This window comes from Pseudoflavitalea sp. G-6-1-2, assembly GCF_012927185.1.
Lineage (GTDB): Bacteria > Bacteroidota > Bacteroidia > Chitinophagales > Chitinophagaceae > Pseudobacter.
The window spans coordinates 24,771-38,963 of record NZ_JABBGB010000001.1; the positions used below are offsets into that span (position 1 = coordinate 24,771).

The window sequence follows — 14,193 nt, forward strand, 5'->3', positions numbered from 1 at the left end:
TACTTGTACACTTAAATCTACCCTGAATTTTTTGGTGAAAATTCATGCTTATTGGCTTTGCATTGAACCATTTTGTGCCGGGCATTAAATTAGTTTAACAGCGGTTCTTAAACTAGTTTATCGTTGGGAGGCCCTTAATGCTACTAGTTTTGTGATATCAAAAAAGAGTAATTATGAAAATCACACCAATAGCAATCACCCCCGATCCCTATAAACCTTTTCATCTTGCGCAGGGTCATCGCGCAGGCAATATGTTGTTCATTTCGGGTCAAACGGCAGTTGATGATGCAGGCAGTCTTGCAGGAATCGGCGACTTCGATATACAGGCCGAAAAAGCATTCGAGAACCTTGAGAAGGTATTAAAAGCCGGAGGATCGAGTTTGAAGAATGTAGTGAAAGTAACCATCCTGCTGAGGGATATGAAAAACTTTGAGAAGATCGTAGCATTGAGGAAGAAGTATTTCACCGCTCCTTACCCTGCGGATACTATCATGGAGGTTTCTTCTCTGTTTTCACCGGATGCACTCATCGAGATCGAAGCAATTGCGGTGGAAGATGCAGTGGCAGAATGGGCTGTTTAATCATTTCCCTTTCTTCGCATTCTTTCCTCTGATCTGACTTAAAAACACAGGAGAAATACCCAGCCAGGATGCAATATGCTTCTGAGGCAGCCGCTGTTCGATGGAAGGATATTTTTTCAGTAATGCCTCATATCGTTCAGCGCCGGACAGGGCAAGATTATCGAGGATCCGTTGATCCTGGGCCATCACCGCCCTTTCGTTGATGAGTCTCCAGAATTTTTCAAAAGCCGGAACCTGGGTCAGTAAAAGATCCAGGTTTTTCTTTTCGATCTGAATGAGCACGGATGGTTCGAGCGCTACAATATTTCTGGAAGCCGGAGTCTGCATTACAAAACTGGTAAGATCGGTGATCCACCAGTCTTCCATGGCAAAATGGAGTGTATGATCGTTCCCCTGATCATCTACATAAAAACTCCTGAGAAATCCCTCGCAAACAAAGTTTTCATATTTGCATACATCGCCTTCCTGCAGCAGGTATTGTTTGGGAAGCAGCCGGCGTATACTCAGGAGAGACAGAAAGAGTTGTTGTTCTTCCTGGGTTAAATCAATTCTGCGGAGAATATGAGTGATAATCTGTGAGAAAAATTTTTCCTGATCGGGCACCGGCATCGACTTTTTGCAAATATAATCAACGGACGAAGTTAAAAACTGTGGTGTCTGGGTATTGAACTTTCATATATTAAAAACCATCAATTTCTAAAGAAATTATTAGTAAAAAGTTATCGTGTTTTTTTGAAGCATGAGAAAACGTTAAATCTGCACCAACAGCCGTTTCCGGGGCATGAACTTCCTTAATAGAAGGCTGAATATTAATTAAATGCTAAAAAAAAGGTTTTCCAGATGCAGCTTTCTTACATACATTTAATGTCTCTACAATCAATTTGAGCCAAAACTCAAACATCTAAAAAAACGTCTCATGAGAAAATTGCTTTTACTCCTACTGGGGGTACTGCTACTATCGTCGCAGCTATTCGCCCAATCCAAGACCGTAACAGGTAAGATTACAGATCACAATGGCAACCCGGTTCCTAACGCCAGCGTCATTGTGAAAGCAACACAGATCGGAACTACCAGCGGCGCTGATGGTTCATTCACACTCGAAGTTCCCGCAAATTCACGCACACTTGTAATCAGTTCACTCGGCATGGTTACGCAAGAAATTTCCATTGGCAACAAAACATCCTTTACTATTTCCATGAAGGCAGGTGAAACAAATCTGCAGGAAGTAGTGGTAGTTGCTTATGGTACACAGAAGAAAGCCTCACTTACAGGTGTGGTGGCAACTGTAAAAGCACAAGACATCGAGAACAAACCTTTCACTTCGATCGATAAGGCACTGCAAGGGCAGGTAGCCGGTCTGCAATCAGTTTCTGCTTCTGGTCAGCCTGGTGCTGCTCAGGCAATTCTGATCCGTGGTGTGAGCTCTATCAATGCAGCTACCGGACCACTCTGGGTTATCGACGGTGTTCCTGTAAACACGGGTGATGTATCTCGTCTGCAAACCACTTCCAACCTGTTGAGCACACTCAACCCGAACGATGTGGAAAGCATCTCTGTTCTGAAAGATGCGGCTTCACAATCGATCTATGGTAGCCGTGCTGCCAACGGTGTAATTGTGGTTACAACTAAAAGAGGTAAAGCGGGTAAAACCAAACTCCGTTTCGATACGGAACTTGGTTACAGCGATGTTGCTTACAAAAACGACCGCTACACTCCGCTCAAAGCTGGTGACTTCTTCACCCTCGCTGAAGAAGGTATGAAAAACCAGAACCGTACTCCAACATTCATCACCAATACGCTCACTGCATGGGGTAAAGGCAATGGTGTCGATTTCGACTGGCTCGATGCTGTATCCCGCAAAGGAAGTCAGCAACAATATAACCTGAGCATGGAAGGTGGTAACGAAAAAACTACTTTCTATCTTTCTGGTGGTCATTTTGTACAGGAAGGAACTACTATCAACTCTAAAATGCAGCGTACCAGCGGCAACTTCCGCATTCAGCACAAACCAATTGAAAAACTCACTGTTGGTTTCAACCTGAACGGCGGTTATGTAAAACAAAGAGCTCCGCTGAATGGTGGTGCATTCGGTAACCCTGTATTGAGCGGTTACTTTATCGCCCCTTCACAAACTCCGTACAATCCTGATGGTACTTACAAACTGCAATCACTGCTTGGTGGTGTGCACAATACACTCGCTCTTACTGAACTCGACAAACGTTTCCTGCGTGAAACCAGCTTGCGCGGAAGCTTAACCGGCGAATACAAGATCCTCGACAACCTGAAATTCAGAACTGCTTATGGTGCTGATTTCAATATGCTTGAAGAAGATCAGTACAACAACCCGCTCCATGGTGACGGTCAAGCGTCTGGTGGTCGCGCTTACGCTTATTATACCCGTTACTACAACTGGGTTTGGACCAACACCCTCGACTGGACACAGAACCTGACCCGCAATGGAGATCTGGTATTGAACGCACAGGCGGGTTATGAGTCTCAGAAATCAAGCGCTTATCTGTCATCTCTCCAGTCTCAGGTATTCCCTGTGAACCTGGGTATCACTATGCCAGCAGTAGGAGCATCTCCTATCACTGCCAGCGCAAACATCTCTGAGTATACTTTCATTTCTCAGTTTGCTTCTGCCAACTTTAATCTGCACGACAAATACATCCTGGCTGGTAGCTACCGTCGTGACGGTTCTTCCCGCTTCTCACCAGACAATAAATATGGTAATTTCTGGTCAGTGAGTGCTTCATGGAATATCGACAAAGAAGCATTCATGGAGAATGTAGAATTTATCGATCAGTTGAAACTCCGCACCTCTTACGGTGTTAACGGTAATGCAGGTATCGGCAACTACGACTGGCAGCCTTTGTATGGTTATGGTTCTACTTATAACCAACAGCCAGGCAGCTCTCCTTCCAACGTAGGTGACTCTGGTCTTACATGGGAGCTGAACAAACCATTCAACATCGGTTTGGATGTGTCTGTTCTGAAAAACAGACTCAGCATCAGCGCAGACTGGTACGTTCGTAAATCAGAGAACCTGTTGCTCGATGTACCTCTTTCACGTACTTCTGGTTTTTCTTCTACTACCCGCAACCTGGGTGCAATGGAGAACAAGGGTATAGAACTGACAGTGAATGCAATTCCTGTTCAGACCAAAGACTTCACCTGGACAATCGACTTCAACTTCGCACATAACGCCAACAAGATCACTCAACTGCCTGGTGGCAATGATATCGCCGATGGTAACTTTGTTATCAGACAAGGCGAATCTTACAGAAGCTTCTTTCTGCGTCAATATGCCGGTGTAGATCCAGCAACAGGTAGCCCACAATGGTATACTGATGCATCCAAAGCAACCAAAGTAAACTCATACCCCGGTGGTAATGCCCGCGTAGTATTGGGAAGCGCACTTCCTAAGTATTTCGGTTCATTCACCAACTCAATCAACTTTAAAGGTTTCTCTCTCGAAGCACAGCTGTATTACAACTTCGGCAACTACCTGTATGATACATGGGGAAGCTTCCTGGTAACAGGTTCTAACCCTAACCTCGGAAAAGTCAAGAGAGCACTGGATCGCTGGCAGAAACCCAACGACCAAACAGATATTCCTAAATATCTGTACGCGGACGGTACCAACTTCGCTGCAGCGCATTCTTTCTGGATGAAAAAAGGCGACTTTATCAGACTCCGCAACATTCAGCTGGGATATACTATTCCGAAAACAGTGATTTCAAGACTGAAAATGTCCAACGCCTTCTTCTATATTCGTGGCACTAACCTCTGGACATGGACTAAAGATGATGATATGCCATTTGACCCAGAACAAGGAACAAACAGTTCAACCAACCTGAACGTGTTCATTCCAAAAACGATGACTGTTGGTCTTAACATCACTTTCTAACTCTCTAACTTTAATTATTATGAAAAGACATAGGATATATAAAGGATTGCTGGCGCTTACTATTGCAGCTTCCTTGACATCGTGTAAGAAAGATTTCATTGAGCTGAATCCACCCACCTCAGTTGATCCTGCAGTGGCACTGAGATCTGAAGCTGACGCCAGAAACGCCATGTCAGGCGCTTATGCCGGTTTGCGCGGAGTAGGCTTCTATGGAAGAGCGCTGATGATCTACGGCGACCTGCTGGGCGACAACATCTATCAGCACGTAAACAACTCCAACAGGTATACTGCCTTCAATAACCTGAACTATACAGTGGCCAATGCAGACATCTTGTCTACATGGACACAGGGTTACAATGTGATCCTGCGTGCCAACAACATCATCAACTGCGCACTCCCTTCCAGCCCAACAATGGACCAGATCAGGGGTGAAGCACTGGCTGTTCGTGCATTGTCTTATTTTTCTCTCGTGAGATATTATGCACGCCCGTATACAGACAACCCTGCTAATCCAGGCGTTCCACTCGTAGTGAAATACGACGCGTTCGCAAAACCAGGCCGCGCCACTGTTGAGGAAGTGTACACTCAGATCGTTACCGACCTGAATACTGCATTCACGCTTATGACAGCTCCCAATACCAATTCACCTGCTTCTGCCAAAAACTCTTCGCAGTTTACCAAATACGGAGCAAAAGCACTGTTGGCTAAAGTGTATCTTACAATGGGTAAGATGCCCGAAGCATTGGTTGCAGCAAAAGATGTGATCGATAACAGTGGTTACAAAACCCTGAGCGCATCCGACATCGTAGGTTACTGGTCTAACAGCTCATTCAGAACCGACCTGACTGAAACACTGTTTGAAGTATCTGCCGATGCTGTAAGCAACAACTCTTTCGATGGGCTTTCTTACATCTACAGCCAGAACGGCAACTATGGCGATTTCGTAGTAAACGACGCCTTCTATGCCATCTTCAGTGCCAACGATGCCAGACGTCAGCTGATGCCTGTTGTTGCAAGGCCTAAACCAAATGGCGTTGCTGTTCCTACAGTTGACAAATTCCCTGTAATTCAGGGCGACGTAAGCGATACAAAAGTGCTTCGCATGAGCGAAATGTATCTCATCGCTGCTGAAGCTTCAGTAGGTGTCGACGATATTCAGGCACAGACTTACGTAAACTATATCACCAGCCGCAGAAATGCAGATCCCATTCTTTCTACCGGTGCCGCTCTTCTCGAAGACATCCTCACTGAAAGAAGAAAGGAACTTGCTTTCGAAGGTGATCGCTTCATGGATCTGCAACGTCTGAAACGCAATATCGATCGTGGAGCCAACTTCCCAACATCAGTTAGGAACATCCCTTACAGCAACTTCAGAAGACTGTTCCCAATTCCACAAACAGAGCTGGATGCGAATCCAACACTGCGTCCTCAGCAAAATCCTGATTGGAACTAATCTGATCAATGATTAATATTAAAAAAGCAGCCCCATTTTTTGCGGCTGCTTTTTTATTAACGTAAATTAACTGTATGAAAAAAATAAAACTCCTTTCCTCTGCCCTGCTGCTGGCAGTAACCCTTTCAGCCCAAGCTCAGGATATGGTACTTCACGATCCCGCAACTAACCGGATGTTCAACTCCGAGAAATACACCGAAGTAAAAGGAACACCATTTTTTATTGATAAATGGATTGAAGGATCTGTGTCGATCGACAAAGGCACTTACCCCCGCCTGCTCATCAAATACGATGTGCACGAGAATCAATTGCTTTTCTCCAGCCACGACATGAGCTATCAGTTTGCTGATCCGGTATACAGCTTTGTATTGAAGCCCACCCCTTCAGACTCATCTTCCTTTATGTATTTCATCAAAGGCATCAGTGGCAATGCACTGAAAGAAGATCAGTTTGTACAGGTGCTCGCCAAAGGCAAACTCAGTCTTTACCGCTCCGACATAAAACAGGTATCAGACCTCAATGAGATCAATAAAGGAGTAGTAAAAAACTTCTCTACCGTAACCAGATATTATGCGAAAAAAGAAGGCGTAGCCAGCACATTGATCAAACTGAACAAACAGGAAGTGCTCGAACTGGTAAAAGATAAAGAAGCAGCCGTACAACAGTTTATCGACGCGAATAAGATCTCGCTGAAAAAAGAAGGAGATGTTGCGAAACTGATCCAACATTACAATACACTCCCGTAAGTTCCAACAACGAAACAGAGTTAACCTCATATTGAAAAGCCCGGCAATCTCTTGCCGGGCTTTTGTCTGTTTTGTATAAATTCTCCCCTCTTACATCGATTCCCTCTTTCATTTCTTCCAATAATTCTCTAAATTATGTGCTGACCTAACCGAATCATCCCAAAACTACCTGCCTATGCAACTACTGGCATCACCAGACACTCACTGGAGCAGTTCTAAAAAGATTGCCTTCCGGCTTTGCTTTTTGTATTTCGCTTTGTACATTTTTTTTACTCCCAACAACGACCTGCCGGTTATAGATCTGTTTTATGAACAATTGAATAAACTGCTGGACAGATTCATACCATGGTTCGCAAAAAATGTGTTCGGATACAAAGGTGAAATGCCGATGGGACCTTCAGGAAGCGGAGACACTACTTACGATTACATGCTCTGGTTTTTCACCATCATACTCACCATAGCGGGAACCATCATCTGGACTATTTTCGACCGGCACAGAAAAAGTTACAACACTTTATACTACTGGATCAGAGTGATAGTTCGTTATTATCTTTTTTATACAATGGTGATCTATGGCAGTTACAAAGTGATCAAACTGCAATTCCCCTACCCATCGTTACTTAGACTGGTGCAGCCTTACGGAGATTCATCACCAATGGGCCTCGCCTGGACCTACATGGGATACTCCGATACTTACAACTACTTCACAGGATTTGCAGAATTGCTCGGAGGAGTTTTGCTGCTTACAAGAAGAACCACCACCCTCGGTGCAATAGTTTGCCTCGGCGTAATGTCGAATGTATTTATGATCAATATGGGGTATGATGTTCCTGTAAAACTGCTTTCTTTCAACACCATACTCATGAGCATCTTTCTGATATGGAAGGATGGGAAGAAACTCGCAGCATTCTTCTTTCAGAACAAGCCAACCACCTCATCGGATGTCGGTGCTCCCTACACCAGCAGGAAAGCCAGAATAATACTCGCAACCATCAAATGGCTGATCGTTGCATTTGTACTCATCTCCACCTTCTATGGTGCGTTCACCGCTCAGTCGATGTATGGAGCCAAAGCGCCTAAGCCCCCATTGTATGGAATCTATTACACCGAAGATTTCACCAGAAACAACGAAACCGTTGTTCCTCTTACAACCGATACCACCCGCTGGAAAAGACTGATCATTCCAAGTGCTAAATATGCAACAGCACAGCTCCTGAACGACTCCATCAAAAGGTTCATGATCAATATCGATACCGTTGCAAAAACAGTGGAATTCACTCCTCCATCGGATACATTGGCGAAAAGCCGATTCAGCTACAAAGCAGACCCACCCTATCTTACAATGAGTGGTGTAGTGAAGAATGACACCATCCGCATCAGGCTGAAGCGGTTCGACGAGAAGCAGTTTCTGCTGATGAAACGCGGTTTCCACTGGGTGAACGAATTCCCTTACAACAGATAACTAACACCGATGCATGCATAAAAAAACCGGAGCTCATATGAGCTCCGGTTTTCTGTATTCCGATGTTGCAAACTATTGTTTGATCAAAGGATTCGATTGAATCTCTGTCAGAGGAATCGGGTAGAAAGCCTTTTCAGCAGAAAAGCTTCTTCCTGCCGCCTGCATGTTTTGCTCAAGCAGGCCCCATCTTCTGAGGTCATAGAAACGACTTCCTTCGAGTGTAAATTCCATAACACGCTCATGTCTGATCTGATCGAAGATCTCAGTTTTGGTAGTCAGATTCAACGCTGTCATACCTCTGTTTGTGCGGAGGTTATTGATCTGAGTATTCGCATCTCCGTATTTGGCCTGATTATTCAGAACTTCAGCGTACATCAGCATTACATCGGCATAACGCATGAGCGGCATATTGATACCCAGTGAACGACCGAGGTTAGCGATATCTGCAGGAATCCATTTTCTGAAAGATGCAATACCCGAACCGTCACCAAAGATATCATTATAGGTATACCCATATGCGCGTTTTGCAACGGGATCTTTAAAATAAGGATCTTCGAAAACCATAGTGCCGTAAGCGCGTGGATCGCGGTTTCCGGGAGTTCCTTCCTTAGTCATTTCAGTGATCAGACGTGGAGTAGCATATATCTCGCCGTAACCATTCATTTCTGAAGCAGCTATCCAGTCGGCCAGGAATGAACGGAAATATGCACCACCAGATGCATCAGCAGTTTGCTGCAGTTCAAAAATAGACTCTTTGCTATTCTTGATAGTTCCGTTGAACATGCCCATGAAGTTTGCTTCAAGCTGGTATTCGTTGGAGGTGATTACGTTGTTGAGCGCAATGCGGGCCTGCTCATAGTAAGCAGGTGCATTGGCGGCTTCATCACCCGCACGATGCAGGTATACTTTACCGATATAAGATTCTGCGGTGCCTTTGGTGATCCTTCCCAGTTCAGTGCCGGGACGTGCAGAACGCAATGGAAGATCAGCTAAAGCAGCCTTCAGATCGTTGAGGATAAAATCGTACGCTTCTGCCCTGCTCGAAAGCGCTTTGGGAAGATCCGTTCCTGATGTAGGGTATTTGTCGCGAATGATAATCCTTTCAAAGTTCTGCAACAGACGGAAATGATAGTAAGCTCTGAGAAATTTTGCTTCGGCTGTAATCATTTTCCTTGCAGCTTCGTCGATGGTTTCGGGCTTCATAGCTGCCACCCCTTCGATTACCTGATTGGCAAAATTGATACCTCTGTACTGACAGGTCCAGATATGACCGATTGCAGGGTTACCGCTGGTGAATGTAAAATAATAATGATCGGTCCACCAGGGATAATTGCTCGCATCCGCTCCCGGAACCACGAAATCCTCTCTGTAGAACTCGCGTACAGAGCGGGCTTCCACATACTGATCCCAACCTACAAAATCTTCGATCTGAGAATAGGCAGATGCCAGTCCGGAAAGTGCCCTTTCTTTATTGGTGTAAAAATTATCGGTAGTAAGCTGGTCTGGCGATAACTGCTCCAGCAGGCTCTTCTTGCAAGATGTCAGCCCCAGAACTACCAGGCCGGCCACCATGATGCTATTTGTGAATTTGTTCATTGTAAATCTTTTTTCTGGGAAGTAAAACATGAATGTAGCGTGACTTAGAAAGTAAGCTGCACTCCAACAATCATTCTTTTGTTTTGAGGATACATACTTCTGATAGTTCCGTTGCTGAAAATATCAAAGGCAGCAGCTTCCGGGTCGAGACCTGTGTATCCGGTAAAGGTCAGCAGGTTTTGTCCGCTTACATACAGTCTCAGGCGCTCGATCTTTGCCTTGTTCAGCAAGTTGTGTGGAAGCGTGTAACCAACCTGGATTGTTTTCAATCTCAGATAAGAACCGTCTTCCAGAAAGCGGGTAGATTCTCTGTTGTTTCCGTTCGGATCTCCCCATACTGCACGTGGCATATCGGTATTCTTGTTAGTGGGTGTCCATGCTCTCAGCGTTGAGAACATAAAGTTCCTCGGAGCATCCATCCCTTCGAGTTCGAAACGTGCGCCATTATAGAGTTTGTTACCTGCTACACCCTGGAAGAAGATAGTAAGATCGAAGTTTTTGTAGGCGGCATCGACATTGAAACCAAATTCATATTTAGGGAATGCAGTGCCGGAGTAGGTTTTATCCAATTCATCGATCACACCATCACCATTCATGTCGAGGAAACGAATATCACCGCCTTTTGCTTTTGGTTGAAGACGCTGACCATCCTTATTCAGATAACCTGCTGCTTCTTCATCAGATTGGAAAATTCCATTGGCCTGATAAAGAAAGAATGCACCGATTTCTTTACCTACTACTGTTTGGTTAGGGAAGTGTTCGGTTCCGAACTTCAATCCAGCTCCATAAATTGCCTGATCTTTATTGGCTAACTCAAGTACTTCATTGGAGATAGTGGCAAATGAACCGGAAAGGTTAACTCTCCAGTCTTTGCTGCGTAGCAATGCATAGGAGAGCTCCAGTTCCAAGCCTTTATTCGCAACTCTTGCTACGTTCAAAGTAGGATTGTTCACTCCCGCAGATGGAGGTACTACAACTTCTGCAAGCAGTCCGTCTGTAGTTTTATTAAAGTAGTTGATGCTACCAGACAGTTTGTTCTGGAACAAAGTAAAGTCAACACCGAAGTTGGTAGTTTTTGATGTTTCCCATCTCAGGTCTTTATTTCTCAGATCCCAGGCAGCATAACCTTGCCATGGTGTTGCACCTGAACCCTGAACGTATCCGCCGGCCCATGTATTGGATGCATACACCAATGCCTGATGCTCATAATTGGAAAGGCCCCCTTCACTTCCGAGCTCACCATAGCTGGCTCTCAGTTTCAGCACATCGATCCAGGTGAGGTTCTCCATGAATTGCTCTTTGTTGATATTCCAACCAACAGACACTGAAGGGAAGTTTCCGAAGCGATAGTTCTCTCCGAATTTGGAAGAGCCGTCTCTTCTTATAGCAAGCTGTAACAGGTATTTATTGTCGTAAGCATAGTTGATACGGCTGAAAGAAGACAAACGAACATATTTGTTTTTTGTACCGCTTCCACTGAATATACCCCCCACTCCGGCTCTGATTGTATTGAAGTTAGGATCAGGGAAACCGGCAGGAACTTCTTTTTCTTTGATCACTCCGTTTTCTACAGTACGTACAATGGTTTTTCCATCAACGGAAACGCCGAGTGATTCATTTGTTTTTTGCTGAGCAGAATAACCAGCCAGTACCGATACAGCATGCTTTCCTTTTTTATAGTCGTAGCTCAACAGGTGCTCAATGAGCTGCTCTTTATAATTTGAGCGGGCCTGAGAAAGGTACGGGAAAGAAATTGCAGGATCATTGGCATTGTACCGGCTATCCGGGCGATGTGTAAAGCTGTACTCGTTGGAGTTTACATAGTTCAGGTTAACCGTATAACTCAGTTGTTTGGTGAACTGCAGTTTGATCTTCAGGATGTCCGACAAATACTGCGTGGTATTGTAAGCGTCGAGAAAATGATCTGCACCCATTGCATTCTGAAATCTTGGCAGTCCTTTCATTGTAAGTGCATAACCATACTTTTCAGCAGGATCGTACACAGGTAACAGTGGCGACTGGAAATAGGCGTCCATCAGGTTGAACTTGATGCCTTCATTTCTCAGTTGTGAGTAGATCAGGTTGTTCTCTACTGTAAGGATGCCCTTCTTGAATTCATTGCCGAGACGCACCGATTTTTTGCTGAATTTGGAACCGATAAAAGTACCTACTTCTTCGGTAAGATCACCACCCAATACGTAGGTGAGGTATTCACCACCGCCTCTCATGGTTACGTTGTGATTTTGCGCAGAACCTGTGCGTGAGATAAGATCCTGCCAGTTTGTATTAAATCCGGTAGCTGTATTCACGTATTCAGGAACCACTGTCTGTGGAGGAGCAGTAGCATACATTTGTTTATGCACTTTCTGGTATCCGTCTGCGTTCAGCAGATCGTATGTTTTGGTAGGTTTCACTGAGCTGTAATAAGAATTGATCTCGATCACAGGAGCGCCTTTCTTTCCCTTTTTAGTGGTAATGATGATCACACCATTGGCACTTTGAGAACCGTAAATTGAAGCAGCAGCACCATCTTTCAGCACTTCCATTGAAGCAATGTCGTTGCTGTTGAGATAGTAGCCATTACCCGGCACTCCATCGATGATGTATAAAGGCTGGTGGTCTCCAAAGGTAGACACACCACGCAATCTCACATCCGCACCCTGCCCGGGATTACCACCTGGCGTAGATACAGATAAGCCCGCAACCTTACCCTGCAAAGCATTGATAGGGTTATTGGCAGCTATTTTCTGAATGTCTTCCCCTTTCACTGAAGTTACAGCGCTGGATACATTCGATCTTTTCTGCGTTCCATAACCGATTACAACCACTTCATCGAGACCTTTGATCTCTTTTTCGAGTTGCACGTCTACAGTTGTTTTTCCATCTATCAAAACCTCGATGGTTTTGAATCCGATGGTGGAGATGATCAGCACATCCGCGGCTGCAGCGCTGATCTTGTAATTTCCGTTGTTATCAGTAAGAACAGATTTTCCGCTGCTCTTTACCTGAACACTTGCATTCGCAACCGGAAGCTTTGCAGCATCGGTTACTTGTCCTTTTACTTCATTTGTTGATTGCCGGGCAAATCCGGATGCCGTTATACCAAGCAGCATCAGGCCCATCATCAGGAACCTGAACAACTGCTGGTGCAGCATTTTAAGAGAATGGGGTTTCTTTGAAATCATAATTGAAAATTAAAAATGTTGCTATTGCGAAAGATTTACAGATTATTCTTTTCCGAGATCCACCAGGAATGAGAAGCGCAAGGTGTTTGAAAGCGGACTTCTTGCAGTGCCTGATCCTGAAGGAATGATATAAGAGAAATTAAATCCAACAGCATTGAGCTTTATGCCCGCACCCGTTGTAAAATATTGTCTGTCGCCTTTCTGGGCAGACTCATGAAAATATCCTGCACGCAGTGCAAACTGATTGTTGTACCAGTATTCTGCTCCGAGTGAATATGTCACCTCTTTCAATTCTTCTTTGAAACCTCCCGGCGCGTCGTTGAACGATTTGAAAGCAGCATCGATAGGGCTTTGTCCAGACTGGTATTTGCCTTCTTCCGTAATGCTGGGCACCATCAGTTTGTTGAAGTCTACTGCAAAAGTGATTTTGTTGTTCTCATCGGCTGCATGCGTGTATGCCGCACCAATGCCCAGATTGGCAGGAAGGAAAAGTTTATCTCCTTCACTGGCATAAGAAATTTTTGTTCCGATATTGCTGAGCACTACACCGAAGTCGAAAGCGCCGCCTTCCAGATTATTCTTTTGTTGCAATGCTTTGTGATAAGAGAAAGAGAGATCTCCACCTACTGCATGCGCAGGCTTGTATAATTTTCCCTGTCCTTCTGCAGACTGTGCATTTCCGAGATTCGAATAGATGTAACGCATGGCAGCACCCATCGACCAGTTGTCGGAAAGCTTGCGCGCGTAACCCGCATCCAGTGCCAGTTCGCGGGCTCTTACACTTCCCATTTCATTTCCTGCTGCTGTTCTGAACTGCATCGATCCGAGAGAGAAATAACGGAGTGATCCGCCGATGGCCTGTTTATCATCGAGCTTATGATACGCTGCAACATTGGCCAGATACATATCTCCGATGATATCTCTCAGCCATGGAGTATAACTGGCAGACACCTGTGTTTTTTGTTCGGCAAATGGAATCTTAGACATATTCCAGAATACGGCATTTGCATCAGGAGCAATGGCAATGCCCGTTTCTCCCATGCCACCACTTCTGGCATCGGGTGAGATCCTCAGAAAGGGAACGCCTGTGGGAGGAATGTTCCTCCGGCCATCTGCGTTTACAGAAGGTTCTGTTTGTGCAGCAGAAAAATAAGGGCTTGCAGTAATCGCCAGAACCATTCCGATTACGCCGGCCATTTGTTTTTTCAACATCTGAATATCTTTTGGAGAGTTTTTAAATTGATTGATCCGATGTCACAT

9 protein-coding genes are annotated in these 14,193 nt (G+C 44.9%); 5 read left to right on the forward strand and 4 right to left on the reverse strand.

Features of this window, described 5'->3' with window-relative positions; translation table 11 throughout:
- Positions 1-173: 173 nt before the first annotated feature.
- Complete coding sequence (locus HHL16_RS00090; RefSeq protein WP_169423112.1) at positions 174-581, forward strand: RidA family protein; 408 nt, start codon at positions 174-176, stop codon at positions 579-581.
- On the opposite strand, the gene HHL16_RS00095 is transcribed toward HHL16_RS00090, so the two are convergent.
- A complete protein-coding gene (locus tag HHL16_RS00095) occupies positions 582-1,184 on the reverse strand; it encodes a Crp/Fnr family transcriptional regulator (protein ID WP_346766816.1) in 603 nt (200 codons plus the stop codon).
- 313 nt (positions 1,185-1,497) lie between these two features.
- Between HHL16_RS00095 and HHL16_RS00100 the strand changes: the two genes are divergently transcribed.
- From HHL16_RS00100 to HHL16_RS00115, 4 genes are all read left to right on the forward strand, one after another.
- Entirely contained in the window at positions 1,498-4,491 is a 2,994-nt protein-coding gene (locus HHL16_RS00100) for a TonB-dependent receptor (RefSeq protein WP_169423114.1), read from the forward strand.
- Positions 4,492-4,510: 19 nt separating this feature from the next.
- On the forward strand, positions 4,511-5,944 hold the full coding sequence (locus tag HHL16_RS00105; protein WP_169423115.1) for a RagB/SusD family nutrient uptake outer membrane protein: 1,434 nt from the start codon (positions 4,511-4,513) through the stop codon (positions 5,942-5,944).
- A 74-nt stretch (positions 5,945-6,018) separates the two neighbouring features.
- Positions 6,019-6,690, forward strand: a complete 672-nt coding sequence (locus tag HHL16_RS00110) for a hypothetical protein (RefSeq protein WP_169423116.1) — start codon at positions 6,019-6,021, stop codon at positions 6,688-6,690.
- Between the two features lie 175 nt (positions 6,691-6,865).
- Entirely contained in the window at positions 6,866-8,152 is a 1,287-nt protein-coding gene (locus tag HHL16_RS00115) for a hypothetical protein (protein ID WP_169423117.1), read from the forward strand.
- 72 nt (positions 8,153-8,224) lie between these two features.
- On the opposite strand, the gene HHL16_RS00120 is transcribed toward HHL16_RS00115, so the two are convergent.
- Genes HHL16_RS00120 through porV form a run of 3 tightly spaced genes read right to left on the reverse strand, consistent with a single transcriptional unit; the run spans position 8,225 to position 14,145 of the window.
- On the reverse strand, positions 8,225-9,748 hold the full coding sequence (locus HHL16_RS00120; RefSeq protein WP_169423118.1) for a RagB/SusD family nutrient uptake outer membrane protein: 1,524 nt from the start codon (positions 9,746-9,748) through the stop codon (positions 8,225-8,227).
- 44 nt (positions 9,749-9,792) lie between these two features.
- A complete protein-coding gene (locus HHL16_RS00125; RefSeq protein WP_169423119.1) occupies positions 9,793-12,933 on the reverse strand; it encodes a TonB-dependent receptor in 3,141 nt (1,046 codons plus the stop codon).
- A 42-nt stretch (positions 12,934-12,975) separates the two neighbouring features.
- Positions 12,976-14,145 (reverse strand): type IX secretion system outer membrane channel protein PorV, encoded by a 1,170-nt coding sequence (gene porV, locus HHL16_RS00130; RefSeq protein ID WP_169423120.1) that lies wholly within the window; start codon positions 14,143-14,145, stop codon positions 12,976-12,978.
- Between the last annotated feature and the right edge of the window lie 48 nt (positions 14,146-14,193).